Source organism: Citrobacter sp. Cpo061 (assembly GCF_030332845.1).
GTDB lineage: Bacteria > Pseudomonadota > Gammaproteobacteria > Enterobacterales > Enterobacteriaceae > Citrobacter > Citrobacter portucalensis.
This window is the reverse complement of the sequence record NZ_JAOWHB010000050.1, coordinates 303,044-319,739: the sequence shown is the minus strand read 5'-3', so window position 1 is coordinate 319,739 and position 16,696 is coordinate 303,044. Positions and strand designations below refer to the sequence as shown.

Genomic DNA, 16,696 nt, shown 5'->3' with positions numbered 1-16,696 from the left:
ATTATTCCTGTCGCGCCGTTGGAGATTCGCACGTCACGTTCGTGAGCGTCACCGCCTGTTTCAGACTCTCCTCAGGCAAGGCATAGTGCACCACGCAGCGAGCGTTAGCGCTTTCCCCCCATTGGATCAGCAATTCACCTTTTAGCGGCAAGCCGCTCAGGTAGATTTGCCCGTCTTCGCCCACCATACTGGTCACGCCGCTGGTGTTTTCACGCACAACGGATCCAAATGGCACAGGTTTACCTGCATATTTCGCGGTTATCAGCGCCCGCACACCGATACGTGTATCAAACGCCGCTCGCACCAATGCTCCTTGCGTTGGCACGACGCTGCTAACGTTATTTTCCACATCGGTATTGTTGTTCATTGAATTGGTATCTAACGCGACGCGGTTATAGCGATAAACGGTGGCATACGGCATCACCGCGTATCCGCGCCAGTCGGTTTGCACGCCGGTCTGGTTTTCTATCCGCACACCCTGCGCGCCAGGTGCTTTAACCAGCACATTGGTGTCTCCCAGCGGCTGACTGAGCGTAATACCGTCCGCATGCCCCACCACGCCGCCGGAGAGCTGCCAGTTATAGTCATGTTGATCGCGATCGTAGTTGTATCCCACGCCCAGCGTGCCATAAGCCGCCTGCCAGTTGGCGCTGGCGTTTCCGCTGTAACCGTTGGTGCTGCTGTGCCCCTGATTCACGCTATAGCTCAGGTTGCGTCCATCCAGTAACGTACCGCCGATCCCGCTCTGCCAGCTGTTTTGTCCGTTGCTGTTGCGGTTGGCATTAAAAGTGGCGTAGGTGCGATCGAGCGCGTTATCACGCGAGTAGCGCCGTCCGCTTAGCAGGCTGAACGGCACTGACATATTGAATGCAAGAATACGGTCGGTGTCGGAGATGCCTACCGATTCATTCCACGACCAGGAGAGTGAATAGCTAATTCCCTGCCAGCCGCTGGCATAGCCCACCTGATACCAGGTATTGGTGTCTGAGGTATTCCAGTACGTTTGCTGACTCCCCGAAACATACAGCGAGCCGTAGTCTCCCAGGTTCTGCGAAATGTTAATCTGGAAGCGGCCCTTTTTGCTGTAACTCAGGTTGTGGTAACTCTTCACATCGGGCACGTCGTGGCGATTGCCTTCGCTGTCGTATTCATACTCATACCCTTCCATGCTGCGATACGCGACGTCATCAAGGGTATAGAAGCCGCGCGTTGAGTAGCGATATCCCAACAGCTGGAAGTTTGTACCAAAGTTGTTCAGCGATTTTGCATACAGAAAACGCAAAGACTGCCCCTGATGCGTACTGTCATCCGCCAGTTGACTGCGCGCATGGGTTAAATCCACAGAAACCGCCCCCCAGTCCCCCAGGTTTCGGCCGGTGCCTAAAACTACCGCGGTGTAACGTGAGGCCAGCTGCGTACCGCCATAAGCGGTGTAGCCTTCTGGTAACCCGGCAATTAATGTTCCCTGGAAAAAGAACGGGGAAGATTGCTGGCTATTGCCGCTGCGAAAATCCCCGGCAACCACGTCGTATTTGAAACGCCCTTCTCGTTGTAACAAGGGAACCGTGGAGTACGGCACCGTATAGCGCTGCTGGCTGCCGTCTTTTTCGTCCACTGTCACCTCAAGGTCACCGCTGGATGACGTCGGGTTGAGATCGGTTATCGAAAAAGCGCCTGGTGAAACATAGCTTTGATAAATCACATAGCCATTCTGACGAATGGTCAGTTTCGCTGCGGTACGCGCAATGCCGCGAACGGTTGGCGCGTAGCCCTGTAAGCTGTCGGGATACATACTGTCTGAGGAATAGAGCCGCGCCCCGCGAAACCCGACGCTGTCAAAAACGTCGTTGCCGGTGTTGCTGTCGCCCATCACCAGTTCACCCTTCAGCGGGATAATCGCGCGCTGAAGCCATGTACCGATATTTTTCCAGCTTTGTGAGTGGTATCCGTCACCTTTGGAATAGCTCCATGCGCCGTTATTTCTCAAGCGCCAGGGGCCATAGTTCAGGCCACTGAGCATACTTAAGAAATAGCTGTCAGTGTCACTGCCGCGGCTGCCGGTAAAGCTGTAGTTGACCAACGCAGCCGGGATCCCTTCATCCCACTCCTCCGGCGGAATATAGCCACGCGCGCTGTTTAACATTGACGCCTGCGGCAGGCTGACGTTCAAGCGCAGGGTAGAAAAATCAAATGCAATCTCACTGCCTGGAATCGCCTCAGGTAGATTGATGCAGGTATCGTTCGGATCCTTACTGAGTGCCGGAAATGCGGTGATATTGACGCCAAGGCGCTTCACCCAGTCGAGTCCAAAACACGGCATCAGCCCACCAGACTTCTCCCCGGCTTTTCCCGCGCTGGTCGTAAAACGAATATCCTGAGTGGCAACAAACTCATCGTTGCGCCAGATATCCACGCGATAAACGCCTTCAGGCTGATGATTGCCTTTTTCAAAACGTGATAAATCCGCCACGGTTGCCGTATCCGCAGATAAAAAGGCCGGATTAAAATAGCTTTCCCCATGGCTTAAAGAGGGAAAGAGCGCCGCCAGCGTGGACAACGCCACCCCCGCCAGCGGTGGCGTAACCCCCGGTAACAGGCCAGGAAAATACGTTGTCTTATTCATCGTTATCTCAACGCACGCTAACCGTTTGGGCCGGGGTCACGGCGCCATAATCATTGACCGTCTGGAACGTGACGTTGCCCTGAACGCCCGTTGGTAGCAGGACCTGCGCATCACTTTTCGGCGCGACCATCACGTTATCAACCTTCGTTTTCCCCACGTTGAGATTGACCAAGGTGACGTAATACGCTGACGGATTATTGATTTTCAGGTGGTTGCCGGTACGGGAGAATTTCAGCATCCCGGGCGCATCTTCCGGAATTTGCGGCAGATTATTCGGACGGACAAAAAGCTTGATGCGGGACAGAATCGCCAGTTGCAGAACGTTTTTACCCTCAAGGCTGTTTTTATTGACTGACGGAATGGCTTTCACATTCATCCAGAACAGCGATTCACGGTCTTTGGGCAGCGGAACACCTGCATAGATGATACGCAGCGTGTTTTCGCTTTTGGGTTCGCTGACGAACAGCGGAGGCGTAACCACAAACGATTTTTCTTTAACGCCTGCGCTATTCTCGATCCATGAATTGACCAGGTAACGTTCTTTGGTATCACTATTGCTAATAGACAGGGACGTTTGTTTAGCATCGGCTGGATAAATAACGCGGGTGGCGCCTAATGCAATGCCTCCGGCAGCCTGAACACTGGCAGCAGAAAATAAGGCCAGTAAAAGGATAAAACCTGATTTTAGATAATTAAACATAGCTACAAATACCTTTGGTGTGATTATCGTTGGGAAATTAATCAGGGATAAACCAACGTAAACCACACGTCTGAACGAAGCGTTCCCGGCGTTATATTTTCCGAGACAGCCCGATAACGAGCAGTGAAATGAAACGTCATCTCTTGCGTTATAATCGGCGCATAATGAAGCGGCAGCGCATTCGGAATAATTTGCTGTTGACGCTCATCAAATAACGCCAGACCGATCCCCGAAGCCGCAGACGCATCACCACTAGCAAGAAAAACCTGCGGATCTTCTGCTGGTGTCACACCTGCAAACGCAATCCCAACGTGGTCATAAACATCGGAGCTGCATGACGTTAAGCGCAGTGAAAACGGCACGCTGGTAGAGGCAAAGCTTCCCGTCCCGGAGAAAGCATTAGTGCGATACTGCCCCATTTGCACCCGCAAATTTTGGCTGTCGGTAGCGACCGTACAGGCACCATTGACGAGCTGCCCCCGTAAGTGAAGGCGGCCACTTTCCAGTATTACCGTATGTGCAAACACAGGCAGTACGCACAGCATTCCCGCCAGCGCCACGCCTTTCCCTATCATCTGCCGCATCCTTCATCATCCCCGGAAATTGCCTCATCCAGTGAGGCGAACGTCATCCTTGCGCAAATCAGAACGGCTTATTCGTACTTCATGATGAACGTCGCGTCGGCATTTGCCTGACCCGGCGTAGCGCTGGTGGCTGTGGCTTTGTAACGCGCAGAGAAACGTAGGGTGTTGGTCCCTTCTACCAGCGCCTGAGCGGTAGAGAAGGTAGCTCCATCCGGCTTCAGCACGGTGGACGTATTGTCCAGGATCTCAATCCCGACACCGCTGGCAGTGGTACCGTTATCTGCAGAAGTGACAGCCAGCAGGTTGTTGTTGGTAATATCGGATTGACCAGAGAAAGCCACGGCTGCGGTTGCGGCAACTTTCGGGTCACAGTCGTTCAGCACGATGGAGAACGGAATTTGCGCCGTTGTATCGCCAACTGCGGTAAAACTGGCGGTACGATACTGGCCTAAGGTGACAACCTGATCGGATGACTGAGTACTGACTGCACAGGCTGCATTGACCAGTTCACCTTCAAAATGCACAGTACCGCCGCTAACGCTTACCGGATCGGCTGCAACCGCTGCACCTGCAACTAACATCAGGCTGGCAATAACAGAAGAGGTCATTAATTTACGTTTCATGGATTTCCCTTGAATTACACACATCCGGCTCCGGCATCCTGCGGGATCCGTTTGAATCATTATCGACATTAAATGTCAGGCTAATTATCTCTGCATCCTGTAAAGATATATATCGCAAGAGAATTAGCTAACCTTTTACCCCAACTCTCCTGAGTATTTGATTCACTAATTAATCTTCGCGAATATGACTATTCGTCACAGGGTTAAATTAAACATTTCAATTAATGAAAAATACCTGCAAATCCTTTTATTGACCCTGGCCAATTCTTATTGGGACCTAAGAAAAATCTGTGTGAATATTACTTAAATGCTCCCATAAAGGTACGTAACAGACTGGTTTATGGCGCATTACCCCTGAAAACACCAGGGTGATGAATTGTTTCATTCACGTTAATTTTAATTCGCATGCTCATTAATTACCTGGGAGACTTCAGCCTCTGTGCTGATCCCATGCTCTGACCATGGCACCCGTTATCGCACGTAAAAACGCAAACGAAAACTGACAGCACGCCCCGCTTCTGACAAAATAGTGACATCCCCTTCGGTTTAACGTAACAGACGGAATTCTCTCTCTGATGGCAGCAAAGATTATTGACGGTAAAACGATTGCGCAGCAGGTGCGCTCTGAGGTTGCTCAAAAAGTTCAGGCGCGTTTAGCGGCTGGATTACGCGCCCCAGGCCTGGCTGTTGTGCTGGTAGGTAGCAACCCGGCTTCGCAGATTTATGTTGCGAGTAAACGCAAAGCCTGTGACGAAGTGGGGTTTGTCTCCCGCTCCTATGACCTGCCTGAAACCACCAGCGAGGCGGAGCTTCTTGAGCTGATCGATACGCTCAATGCAGATACCACCATCGACGGTATCCTGGTACAACTGCCGTTGCCGGCGGGTATCGACAACGTGAAAGTGCTGGAACGTATTGCACCGGATAAAGACGTTGACGGTTTCCACCCGTATAACGTCGGTCGCCTGTGCCAGCGCGCGCCGCGTCTGCGCCCATGTACTCCGCGCGGTATCGTTACCCTGCTTGAGCGTTACAACATCGATACCTACGGTCTGAATGCCGTGGTCATTGGTGCCTCGAATATTGTCGGTCGCCCAATGAGTATGGAGCTACTGCTGGCTGGGTGCACCACCACCGTCACCCACCGATTCACCAAAGATCTGCGCCGCCACGTAGAAAATGCTGACCTGCTGATTGTTGCCGTCGGTAAACCGGGCTTTATTCCTGGTGAGTGGATCAAAGAAGGTGCGATTGTGATTGATGTCGGCATCAACCGTCTGGAGAATGGTAAGGTTGTTGGCGATGTGGTCTTTGACGATGCGGCCGCACGAGCGTCATATATCACGCCGGTCCCCGGCGGCGTAGGACCAATGACGGTCGCCACACTTATCGAAAACACGCTGCAGGCGTGTGTTGAATATCATGATGTAAAGGACGTTTAAGATGGCCACATTTTCACTGGGTAAACACCCACACGTTGAACTCTGCGATTTGCTGAAGCTGGAAGGCTGGAGCGAAAGTGGCGCCCAGGCAAAAATTGCTATTGGCGAAGGGTTAGTGAAGGTCGATGGCGTTGTTGAAACGCGTAAACGCTGCAAAATCGTTGCCGGACAGACCGTCAGCTTTGAAGGCCACAGCATTAACGTCGTGGCGTGACCCTAAGTGCCGGATGAGGTTAACACCGTATCCGGCCACTTCCCCCTCTCGTTTTCAGATAATGACTTCATCCCCACTTCACAGTGAACTGATAGCATGTTGTTTTTCCATACGAAGCGATCATCATGCCCACTATCGTTACCCACGCGGCCGTTCCGCTCTGTTTAGGGTTAGGTCTCGGACTTAAAGTCATCCCCCCACGATTACTGTTTGCTGGCGTCGTTCTGGCCATGCTGCCAGATGCCGACGTGTTGTCATTTAAGTTCGGCGTCGCCTACGGCAATGTGTTTGGCCACCAGGGATTTACCCACTCACTGCTGTTCGCCTTCGTGGTACCGCTGCTCTGCGTCTTGATTGGCCGACGATGGTTTAAGGCGGGATTGATTCGCTGCTGGCTATTCCTGACGGTTTCACTGCTGTCGCACAGTCTGCTGGATTCTGTCACCACCGGCGGCAAAGGCGTCGGCTGGCTGTGGCCGTGGTCGGATGAACGCTTTTTCGCGCCGTGGCAGGTGATTAAAGTCGCGCCGTTCGCGCTGTCACGCTACGCCACGCCGTACGGGCACCAGGTGATCATGTCGGAGTTGATGTGGGTATGGCTGCCGGGAATCGTAATGATGGGTGTGCTGTGGTGGTATCGGAAACATTAATCTGCCGGATGCGACGCGCTGCGTCTTATCCGGCCTACACGGCCCGGTAAGCGTAAGCGCCACCGGGCATTACAGAGTTACTTACGACGCCAGGTGGTACCCTGCGGGCCGTCTTCCAGCACGATGCCCATCTCGTTGAGACGGTCACGCGCGGCGTCAGCTGCCGCCCAGTCTTTCGCCTTACGGGCATCCAGACGCTGTTGGATTAGCGCTTCAATTTCAGCAACTTCACCGTCATCCGCCTGCGCACCGCTTTGCAGGAACGCTTCTGGATCCTGTTCCAGCAGGCCCAGTACGCTGGAAAGCTTACGCAGATGCGCAGCCATGCCATTAGCCGCCGCCATATCTTCACCCTTCAGACGGTTAACCTCACGTGCCATATCAAACAGTACGGAGTAGGCTTCCGGGGTGTTGAAGTCATCGTCCATCGCTTCAATAAAGCGCGCTTCAAAGGCTTCGCCACCGGCTGGAGCAACGGATTTGTCGGTGCCACGCAGCGCGGTATACAGACGCTCCAGCGCAGAACGCGCCTGCTTGAGGTTCTCTTCGCTGTAGTTTAACTGGCTACGGTAATGACCGGACATCAGGAAGTAACGGATGGTTTCGGCATCGTAGTATTTCAGCACGTCGCGAACGGTAAAGAAGTTGCCCAGCGATTTGGACATTTTCTCGCGGTCAACCATCACCATCCCGGAATGCATCCAGTAATTAACGTACTCACCGTCATGCGCACAGGTGGACTGAGCGATTTCGTTTTCATGGTGCGGGAACATCAGGTCCGAACCGCCGCCGTGAATATCGAAATGGTTGCCCAGTTGTTTGCAGTTCATCGCCGAACATTCGATGTGCCAGCCCGGACGGCCCGCGCCCCACGGAGATGGCCAGCTCGGCTCGCCTTCTTTGGACATTTTCCACAGCACGAAGTCCATCGGGTTGCGTTTCACATCAACCACGTCAACGCGCGCGCCTGCCTGCAACTGATCCAGATCCTGGCGCGACAGCTGGCCGTAGTTCGGGTCAGTCGGCACGTCGAACATCACGTCGCCGTTATCAGCAACGTAAGCGTGACCTTTGGCAATCAGCTGTTCAGTGATTTCGATAATTTCAGCGATATGGTGCGTAGCACGCGGCTCCAGATCCGGGCGCAGAATATTCAGCGCATCGAAATCGCTGTGCATTTCCGCGATCATTCTGTCGACCAACGCCACAAAGCTCTCGCCGTTTTCATTCGCGCGCTTGATGATTTTGTCATCGATATCGGTAATGTTGCGCACATACTTCAGCTTATAGCCGAGGAAGCGCAGATAACGCGCAACGACGTCGAAAGAAACGAAGGTACGTCCGTGGCCAATATGACAGAGATCGTAAACGGTAATACCACACACGTACATGCCGACTTCCCCGGCATGAATAGGTTTGAATTCCTCTTTTTGGCGCGTCAGTGTATTAAAGATTTTTAACATCGAAGATTCCGTGTAGACGTGTGTGGATAGTAAAGTCTGTATAATACCCATAATTTAGACCGGAAGCAGCACACTTTGCGAGGTGATCGCAGCTTGCGGTTATGCTATAACACACCCCTAACTCTGACCCTTGACGGGGTCGAAGCACCAATCTATCGGAACAGGATGCAAAAATGGTTACTTTCCACACTAATCACGGCGATATCGTAATCAAAACGTTTGATGATAAAGCGCCTGAAACAGTTAAAAACTTCCTGGACTACTGCCGCGAAGGTTTTTACAACAACACCATTTTCCACCGTGTTATTAACGGTTTCATGATCCAGGGCGGCGGTTTCGAGCCAGGCATGAAGCAAAAAGCCACGAAAGAAGCGATCAAAAACGAAGCGAACAACGGTCTGAAAAACACCCGTGGTACGCTGGCGATGGCGCGTACTCAGGCTCCGCACTCCGCAACCGCACAGTTCTTCATCAACGTTGCAGACAACGACTTCCTGAACTTCTCCGGCGAAAGCATGCAGGGTTGGGGTTACTGCGTGTTCGCTGAAGTTGTTGAAGGCATGGACGTGGTTGATAAAATCAAAGGCGTTTCCACTGGTCGCAGCGGTATGCATCAGGATGTGCCAAAAGAAGACGTTATCATCGAAAACGTGACCGTCAGCGAGTAATCGTGGCGACACTGTTTATTGCAGATCTTCACCTCTGCACAGAAGAACCGGCGATTACCGCCGGTTTTCTGCGTTTTTTAGCCGGTGATGCGCGAAAGGCCGATGCGCTATACATTCTTGGCGACCTGTTTGAAGCCTGGATTGGCGACGACGATCCTAATCCGCTGCATCGTGAAATGGCCGCGGCGATAAAATCACTGACTGATTCCGGCGTTCCCTGCTTTTTTATTCACGGCAACCGTGATTTTCTGCTCGGTAAACGTTTTGCCCGTGCGAGCGGCATGACCTTGCTTCCCGAAGAAAAAGTGCTCAACCTGTATGGCCGCAAGGTGCTGATCATGCATGGCGACACCTTATGCACCGACGACGCAGGCTATCAGGCATTTCGCGCCAAAGTGCATCAACCCTGGTTACAGAAGCTGTTCCTCGCTCTGCCGCTGTTCGTTCGCCAGCGAATCGCTGCGAAAATGCGTGCCAACAGCAAAGCAGCCAACCACACCAAATCTCTGGAAATCATGGATGTGAATCAGCAGGCCGTGATTAGCGAGATGGAAAAACATCAGGTTCAGTGGTTAATTCACGGCCATACCCACCGCCCTGCCGTCCACGAACTTACGGCCAATGAGCAACCCGCTTTCCGCGTGGTATTAGGCGCATGGCACACCGAAGGTTCGATGATCAAAGTCACCCCTGACGACGTTGAACTGATCGCCTTTCCGTTTTAACTCTGCAGATACCCAGTTCCTCTTTACACAAAACTATTCGAGTTGCATCGAGGCGGCAAATCTGTGAGTCCCCTGGAGCTTACAAAAGTAAGTGACTGGGGTGAGCAGATGCAGCCAACAAAGAGGCTGCTTGAAGAGTGAAGTGCAAAGCGCGCAATCGTTTTCCTTGGCGGTGAATTATGCTATTCTCTGTGGCCTCAAAAGTCGAGTGTAGTGCACCACAGGAGTTTTCAGACGCATGTCTTCCCGCAATAATCCGGCGCGTGTCGCCATCGTGATGGGGTCCAAAAGCGACTGGGCTACCATGCAGTTCGCCGCCGAAATCTTCGAAATCCTGGACGTTCCGCATCATGTTGAAGTCGTCTCCGCCCACCGCACCCCAGACAAACTGTTTAGCTTCGCCGAAAGCGCTGAAGAGAACGGTTATCAGGTGATTATTGCCGGGGCCGGTGGCGCAGCGCATTTGCCTGGCATGATTGCGGCGAAAACGCTGGTGCCTGTCCTCGGTGTTCCGGTGCAAAGCGCAGCGCTGAGCGGCGTAGATAGCCTCTACTCTATCGTTCAAATGCCGCGCGGTATTCCGGTCGGCACGCTGGCGATCGGCAAAGCGGGCGCGGCAAATGCGGCCCTGCTGGCAGCACAAATTCTGGCTACACACGATAAAGAACTGCATCAGCGTCTGCATGACTGGCGCAAAGCGCAAACCGATGAGGTGCTGGAGAACCCGGACCCGCGAGGTGTCGCATGAAGCAGGTCTGCGTACTTGGCAACGGACAGCTAGGGCGCATGCTGCGCCAGGCCGGTGAGCCACTGGGCATAGCGGTCTGGCCCGTCGGGCTGGACGCTGAACCGGCTGCGGTCCCTTTTCAGCAAAGCGTGATCACCGCTGAGATTGAGCGCTGGCCGGAAACGGCACTCACCCGCGAACTGGCACGCCACCCGGCGTTTGTTAACCGCGACGTCTTCCCGATTATTGCCGACCGTCTGACGCAAAAGCAGCTTTTTGACAAGCTCGGTCTGGCGACCTCGCCGTGGCAGCTGCTGGCAGATAAAAGCGAATGGTCTGCGGTATTCGACAAACTTGGCGAGCTGGCGATCGTGAAACGTCGCGTCGGCGGCTACGACGGACGTGGACAGTGGCGCTTGCGCGCAAATGAAACTGAGCAACTGCCGGACGACTGCTACGGCGAGTGCATCGTCGAGCGAGGAATCAACTTCTCCGGTGAAGTCTCACTGGTTGGCGCTCGTGCGCACGACGGCAGCACCGTTTTCTATCCGCTGACCCATAACCTCCATCAGGACGGCATTCTGCGCACCAGCGTGGTATTCCCGCAGGCTAACGCCAGACAGCAGGAACAGGCTGAAGCAATGCTCTCTGCCATCATGCAGGAGCTGGGCTATGTCGGCGTGATGGCGATGGAGTGTTTCATCACTCCGGAAGGTCTGCTGATTAACGAACTGGCTCCGCGCGTGCACAACAGTGGCCACTGGACGCAAAACGGCGCCAGCATCAGCCAGTTTGAGCTGCATCTACGTGCCATTACCGACCTGCCGTTACCGACGCCGGTGGTGAACCACCCTTCGGTGATGGTAAACCTGATTGGTAGCGACCTGAACTACGACTGGCTGAAGCTGCCGCTGGTGCATCTGCACTGGTATGACAAAGAGGTGCGTGAAGGGCGTAAGGTGGGTCACCTGAACCTGAGCGACAGCGATACCGCGCGCCTTAGCGCGACGCTGGAAGCGCTTATCCCCCTGCTGCCGCCGGAATATGCCAGCGGTATTATCTGGGCGCAGTCAAAGCTGAAATAAGCCAATAATGCCGGGGAGTTGATTTTATCCTTCCCCGGCCCCTCCTCTGGCGCGTAAAATCCCCTCCATTGCTGTTTTGTATTTTCAGGATCAAACATGAACGATGGAACGGACTACCGCGCAATTTTGCTCGCCGGTACGCCTTTAATCGATGTACGCGCCCCCGTGGAATTTCAGCAGGGCGCAATGCCGGGCGCAATCAACCTTCCCTTAATGAACGATGACGAACGTGCCACCGTCGGGACCTGTTATAAACGTCAGGGGCCCGAAGCCGCCCTCGCGCTCGGCCATCAACTGGTCTCGGGTGAGACCCGCCAACAGAGAATGCGGGCCTGGCAGGACGCCTGCCGTCAAAATCCTGCGGGCTATTTATGCTGCGCGCGCGGCGGTCAGCGTTCGCATATTGTGCAGCAGTGGCTGCATGAGTCCGGTATTGACTATCCGCTGATTAAAGGCGGTTACAAAGCCCTGCGCCAGGCAGTGATACAGCTGACTGAAGAATTAGTGCAAAAGCCGATCGTCTTAATTGGCGGCTGTACCGGGAACGGTAAAACGCAGCTGGTGCAACAGCAGCCAAACAGTGTGGATCTCGAAGGTCTGGCGCACCATCGCGGCTCCTCGTTTGGGCGCACCGTTGAACCTCAATTGAGTCAGGCGAGTTTTGAAAACCTGCTGGCGGTTGAAATGCTCAAAACCGATAGCCGTCAGGATTTACGTCTGTGGGTACTGGAAGATGAAGGCCGCATGATCGGGGCTAATCATCTGCCCGAATGCCTGCGCGAGCGCATGACCCAGGCATCAATTGCGGTGGTGGACGATCCTTTTGAGCGTCGTCTGGAGCGACTACGCGAAGAGTATTTCGTGAAGATGCACCACGATTTTACCCACGCTTATGGCGAGAGCCAGGGCTGGCAGGAGTACAGCGAGTATCTGCACCACGGCCTGTTTGCTATACGCCGTCGTCTGGGTTTACAACGTTTTGCCGAACTGACCACCCTGCTCGACGAGGCTCTGCGCGAACAGCAGGCAACGGGCAGCACCGACGCCCATATGGGCTGGCTGGTACCGTTGCTCAATGAGTATTACGACCCGATGTATCGCTATCAGCTGGAAAAGAAAGCCGCGAAAATCGTCTTTCGCGGCACATGGCAGGACGTTGCCGAGTGGCTTAACGCACAGTGATCAGTGTCTGTCGCGCTTATCTGCGCGTTTTGCCAGCCAGTCACCCAGCACCTGAACGACCTGCACCAAAATAATCAGCGCCACCACGGTGACGATCATGACCTGGGTTTCGTAGCGGTAATAACCAAAGCGAATCGCCAGGTCGCCGACTCCACCGCCGCCAACGATCCCGGCCATCGCGGAGTAACCGATCAGACTCACCAGCGTTATCGTCAACCCACGCAGCAGACCCGCGCTCGCTTCAGGTAACAGAACGGTGCAGATGATGCGCATCGGGCTGGCGCCAAACGCTTCCGCCGCTTCAATAATCCCTTTATCGACTTCACGTAGCGCGCTATCAACCAGACGGGCATAGAAGGCGATTGCCGCCACTGAGAGCGGGACCGACGCCGCAATCGGGCCAATGGTATTCCCGAGCAAAAACTGGGTTAGCGGCAGCAGCAGAACCAGCAGGATCACAAACGGTACCGAACGAATGATATTCACCAGCACGGAGCTGAGCAGATACACAAAACGGTTTTGCCAGAATAAATGCCGGTCGGTGACGAAAATCAGAAAACCGAGCGGCAGACCACCAATAATTGCCAGCACCGTAGAGATGCTCAGCATCTGGAAGGTTTCATTAAACGCCAGCGTCAAATCAGGCAATAAATCATCCACGAATCACCTCCACCTGTGCAGTACGTTGACGAATATGTTCCACGGCGACTTCCACCGCTGAAGGGTTATGCGGCGCGGTCAGCTGCACGACCAGAATCCCCAGCGCACGTTCGCCAATATATTCAATTTTGCCGTGCAGAATGTTCACCGCCACGCCAAATTTAACCGCGACTTCTGACAACACCGGCTGTTCCGCCGAATCGCCGATGAACAGAATTTTTAGCAACTGGCCGGGCAGATGCTGGCGCAGACGCTCGGGCAGCGTCAAATTGAGGGTATGCGACACCAGCTGCTGCGTAAACGCGTGCTGCGGATGAGCAAAAACGTCAAACACCTCACCAGACTCCACCACCTTGCCACCGGACATCACCGCCACGCGATCGCAAATCGATTTGATCACGTTCATCTCGTGAGTGATCAGCACGATCGTGATCCCCAACTGTTGGTTGATCTGCTTAAGCAACGCCAGAATCGTGGCTGAGGTTTCGAGATCTAAGGCGGAAGTAGGTTCATCACACAGCAACACATCCGGATGATTGGCAATCGCGCGGGCAATACCCACACGCTGCTTTTGCCCACCGCTGAGCTGAACCGGAAAGCGGTTCGCCTTGTCTGACAGCCCCACCAGCGCCAGGATTTCGCTCACGCGCGGGCCAATTTTACTGCGCTCCCATCCGGCAGCCTTCAGGCTAAAGGCGACGTTTTGCGCCACGGTACGGGTATGCATCAGGTTAAAATGTTGAAAAATCATACCGATACGCTGACGGGCTTTACGTAGATGCCCCCCTTCCAGCGCGGAAATTTCTACGCCGTTCACCTTCACGCTTCCCTGGCTCGGACGCGTTAAGGCGTTCAGGGTGCGCAGCAGCGTACTTTTCCCCGCGCCGCTGGTCCCGACAATGCCAAATATCTCACCTGCGCCAATGCGCAAGCTAACGTCATCAACCGCCCGGGTTGATGGTCCACGGCCTGCGCTAAAATCCACGCAAACTTTCTCAATCTCAATCATAGCCACCTCAGAAATGCGAAAAGGGCAGTCGTCGCTGCCCCTGTTAACCCTTGTGCGCAGCGATTATTGGGTTGTCGACATCCATTCCGGTTTCTGGAAGGCGCTGTAGATATTTTGCGGATCGTCGATCACCGCGCGATACGCCGGAGATTTCACCGCCTCAACAATATCTTTTGCGAACGGTTTATCCGCATCTTCACTGCGTACCGCGATGATATTTTTCAGATTTTCGTCCAGGTGTTCCTGCTTGATGGCGCTGGCGAGATCCATTTTTGCCGCCACGGCAAAGTTACCGTTGACCAGCGCACCGGTCACACCGTCCAGCGTACGCGGCAGCTGTGCCGCTTCCAGCGGTTTAAACACCAGCCCTTTGGGATTGCTGGCGATATCGCGCTCGGAGGCTTTAGTTGGATCAATATTGTCTTTGATGGTGATAAGGCCAATAGACTGCAGGAAACGCAGACCGCGAGCCAGGTTGGTGGGATCGTTGGAGAGCGTGATCACATCTCCTTTTTTCAACTCATCCAGGCTTTTGATTTTATGTGAGTAAAACCCCATCCCGGCCGTCGGGACCACAATCAGCTTGCTCAGCTTCAGGCCTTTATCGGCAGTGAATTTGTCAAAATAGAGCGAATGCTGGAACAGGTTAGCATCAATGCTACCGTTGGAGAGCGCCATGTTTGGCTGCACGTAATCGCTGAATTCGCGCACCACTACCTTATAGCCTTTCTCTTTCAGCGTGGGGGCAATGGCCTGTTTCACCATATCGCCGTATGGCCCAGGCGCGACGCCAAACACGATTGTGTGCGGGTCACTGTTCGCATGAGCAAACTGTAATCCACAGGCCAGTAACAGCGCCCCGGTCGCGACGCGTAAACTCTGACGCAATCCCATATTCTCTCCATTTTAACGTTGTGGTGTCATGTCTCACGCCGTTCTTGCGACGTTGTTCTTGTTGGCCCGTTAACAGGCTGATTGTTAACATGACACAGATCACAACCTGCTGTCCTTGAAATTATTTCATGATGTTGCAGAGTATGTTTTTAAATGAAAGAAGGTATGAAAAAGCCGGATGTCGGCACAAGTGCCTTATCCGGCCTACAACAGCTTTCTTAGGCCCGATAAGCGCAAGCGTATCAGGCGGCAGGCGTTCGATTAGAAGTCGTAACGCAGACGAACCAGATTCATGTCACCCAGATTGTCGGTGCTGGAGGTAAAGACGTGTTCGTAGTCAACACGGAAACCGTAATCCAGCTGGAAGCTGATCCCCACGCCGTTGTCGGTACGCAGGTAGTTACGGCCATTCACGTACTCAATACGGTCGCCCATAAAGTACGGCTGAACGGATTTCAGCGCATATTGACCCACCGGGAAGGTGTAACCGGCGAAGTATTCCAGACCCCAGGCGTCACCGGCAAAGTAGTCGTTAACAGAGACTTTTTTGGTGGTCATGAAGTTTTGATACCAACCGCCGCCCATCGAGAAGGTCCAGTTGTCCGGTTTCCAGCTCAGCGCGGTACCGACGATGTTTTGATCGTAGGTTTTGCTGGTGTTGCCACGCATTTCCGCGCGAGTGTAGTTCCACGCCGTACCCCAGGTCAGGTCATCGGTAATGTGATAATCCACACCCAGTGAGCCGCCGCCTTTACGCTTGTAGCGCAGACCGTTGTTCGGGTTGTAATCATCACTGAACAGATAAGAGGCGTAGAGATCCACATCACCTACGGTATTCTTATACTTCAGTGATTTACGCGTACGATAGGAACCATCATAGTCGCCATTAATACCGTTACCTGGCGCCTGACCGATCATGTCATAGTCCCAGATATCCGTTTTCGCACCGACTACATCATAGTAAATGCTGTTCTGTTGACCAAAGGTCAGCGTACCCCAGGTTGCACTCTTCAGACCGGTGTACAGCATACGACGCGTGGTATCGTTGGCACCGTCAGCGTAGTGGTTATCCCAGTTGAACATTGCCGGGAAGTTAACGCCCAGCTCGTAGTAGCTCACCCAACTGATATCATCAAACAGATAGTAGTCAGCGGCGAAGCGGAAACGTGTACCGCCATCGAAGCCATTACGTTTGTAGCCATTCTTACCATCGTCACCGGCCATATTCTGGAACTGCGGACGAATACTTCCGCCGACGGTGAAGTTAAGACGGCTCAGCGGGTTGCCCGCCTGCGGATCTTGTTTCAGGACCGTGATTTCCGCCTGTGAAGCGAAAGTCGTTAATGCCACTGCTGCGCCGATCGATACCGCCAGCGCTGTTTTTTTTATAGTCATTATTTATACCTTAATAGATAGCCTGCCAATTATTCAGCACACAAATATTAAC

Annotated in this window: 17 protein-coding genes; 8 read left to right on the top strand and 9 right to left on the bottom strand. The window is 53.6% G+C overall.

The features are described from left to right. Position 1: 1 nt before the first annotated feature. The 4 genes from OGX97_RS16430 to fimA all read right to left on the bottom strand — a co-directional run bounded on the left by OGX97_RS16430 (position 2) and on the right by fimA (position 4,530). The gene (locus tag OGX97_RS16430) at positions 2 to 2,623 is read right to left on the bottom strand and encodes a fimbrial biogenesis usher protein (RefSeq protein WP_279850409.1); all 2,622 of its coding nucleotides are present in this window, start codon (positions 2,621 to 2,623) and stop codon (positions 2 to 4) included. A gap of 7 nt (positions 2,624 to 2,630) precedes the next feature. Then, a complete protein-coding gene (gene fimC / locus OGX97_RS16425; protein ID WP_008784004.1) occupies positions 2,631 to 3,323 on the bottom strand; it encodes a type 1 fimbria chaperone FimC in 693 nt (230 codons plus the stop codon). A gap of 41 nt (positions 3,324 to 3,364) precedes the next feature. After that, on the bottom strand, positions 3,365 to 3,898 hold the full coding sequence (gene fimI, locus OGX97_RS16420; RefSeq protein ID WP_048214759.1) for a type 1 fimbrial protein subunit FimI: 534 nt from the start codon (positions 3,896 to 3,898) through the stop codon (positions 3,365 to 3,367). A 77-nt stretch (positions 3,899 to 3,975) separates the two neighbouring features. Further along, a complete protein-coding gene (gene fimA, locus OGX97_RS16415; RefSeq protein WP_279850408.1) occupies positions 3,976 to 4,530 on the bottom strand; it encodes a type 1 fimbrial major subunit FimA in 555 nt (184 codons plus the stop codon). A 575-nt stretch (positions 4,531 to 5,105) separates the two neighbouring features. Here fimA and folD point away from each other — a divergent pair. The 3 genes from folD (at position 5,106) to OGX97_RS16400 (ending at position 6,836) form a co-directional block, all read left to right on the top strand. After that, a complete protein-coding gene (folD, locus tag OGX97_RS16410) occupies positions 5,106 to 5,972 on the top strand; it encodes a bifunctional methylenetetrahydrofolate dehydrogenase/methenyltetrahydrofolate cyclohydrolase FolD (RefSeq protein ID WP_003831112.1) in 867 nt (288 codons plus the stop codon). A gap of 1 nt (position 5,973) precedes the next feature. Next, positions 5,974 to 6,186, top strand: a complete 213-nt coding sequence (gene ybcJ / locus OGX97_RS16405) for a ribosome-associated protein YbcJ (protein ID WP_003831111.1) — start codon at positions 5,974 to 5,976, stop codon at positions 6,184 to 6,186. A 125-nt stretch (positions 6,187 to 6,311) separates the two neighbouring features. After that, entirely contained in the window at positions 6,312 to 6,836 is a 525-nt protein-coding gene (locus tag OGX97_RS16400; protein ID WP_279850407.1) for a metal-dependent hydrolase, read from the top strand. A 77-nt stretch (positions 6,837 to 6,913) separates the two neighbouring features. On the opposite strand, the gene cysS is transcribed toward OGX97_RS16400, so the two are convergent. Further along, positions 6,914 to 8,299, bottom strand: coding sequence for a cysteine--tRNA ligase (gene cysS, locus OGX97_RS16395; RefSeq protein WP_003831109.1), 1,386 nt, complete (start codon positions 8,297 to 8,299; stop codon positions 6,914 to 6,916). 173 nt (positions 8,300 to 8,472) lie between these two features. On the opposite strand from cysS, the gene ppiB reads away from it, so the two are divergent. From ppiB to mnmH, 5 genes are all read left to right on the top strand, one after another. After that, entirely contained in the window at positions 8,473 to 8,967 is a 495-nt protein-coding gene (gene ppiB / locus OGX97_RS16390; protein ID WP_003021875.1) for a peptidylprolyl isomerase B, read from the top strand. Positions 8,968 to 8,969: 2 nt separating this feature from the next. After that, complete coding sequence (gene lpxH, locus OGX97_RS16385) at positions 8,970 to 9,692, top strand: UDP-2,3-diacylglucosamine diphosphatase (RefSeq protein ID WP_219988211.1); 723 nt, start codon at positions 8,970 to 8,972, stop codon at positions 9,690 to 9,692. 238 nt (positions 9,693 to 9,930) lie between these two features. Then, complete coding sequence (gene purE / locus OGX97_RS16380) at positions 9,931 to 10,440, top strand: 5-(carboxyamino)imidazole ribonucleotide mutase (protein ID WP_008784000.1); 510 nt, start codon at positions 9,931 to 9,933, stop codon at positions 10,438 to 10,440. Continuing rightward, the gene (gene purK, locus OGX97_RS16375; protein ID WP_235124888.1) at positions 10,437 to 11,504 is read left to right on the top strand and encodes a 5-(carboxyamino)imidazole ribonucleotide synthase; all 1,068 of its coding nucleotides are present in this window, start codon (positions 10,437 to 10,439) and stop codon (positions 11,502 to 11,504) included. Before purE ends, purK begins: the two co-directional genes overlap by 4 nt. A gap of 96 nt (positions 11,505 to 11,600) precedes the next feature. After that, positions 11,601 to 12,686, top strand: coding sequence for a tRNA 2-selenouridine(34) synthase MnmH (gene mnmH / locus OGX97_RS16370; RefSeq protein ID WP_235124897.1), 1,086 nt, complete (start codon positions 11,601 to 11,603; stop codon positions 12,684 to 12,686). Here mnmH and OGX97_RS16365 read toward each other — a convergent pair whose 3' ends face one another. The 4 genes from OGX97_RS16365 to OGX97_RS16350 all read right to left on the bottom strand — a co-directional run bounded on the left by OGX97_RS16365 (position 12,687) and on the right by OGX97_RS16350 (position 16,644). After that, entirely contained in the window at positions 12,687 to 13,346 is a 660-nt protein-coding gene (locus tag OGX97_RS16365) for a methionine ABC transporter permease (protein ID WP_003831085.1), read from the bottom strand. Beyond that, on the bottom strand, positions 13,339 to 14,355 hold the full coding sequence (gene sfbB, locus OGX97_RS16360; protein WP_032942581.1) for a virulence-associated ABC transporter ATP-binding protein SfbB: 1,017 nt from the start codon (positions 14,353 to 14,355) through the stop codon (positions 13,339 to 13,341). Before sfbB ends, OGX97_RS16365 begins: the two co-directional genes overlap by 8 nt. Before the next feature lie 63 nt (positions 14,356 to 14,418). After that, positions 14,419 to 15,249 (bottom strand): MetQ/NlpA family ABC transporter substrate-binding protein, encoded by an 831-nt coding sequence (locus tag OGX97_RS16355; protein ID WP_279850406.1) that lies wholly within the window; start codon positions 15,247 to 15,249, stop codon positions 14,419 to 14,421. Positions 15,250 to 15,510: 261 nt separating this feature from the next. Continuing rightward, the gene (locus OGX97_RS16350) at positions 15,511 to 16,644 is read right to left on the bottom strand and encodes a porin (protein WP_008783995.1); all 1,134 of its coding nucleotides are present in this window, start codon (positions 16,642 to 16,644) and stop codon (positions 15,511 to 15,513) included. Between the last annotated feature and the right edge of the window lie 52 nt (positions 16,645 to 16,696).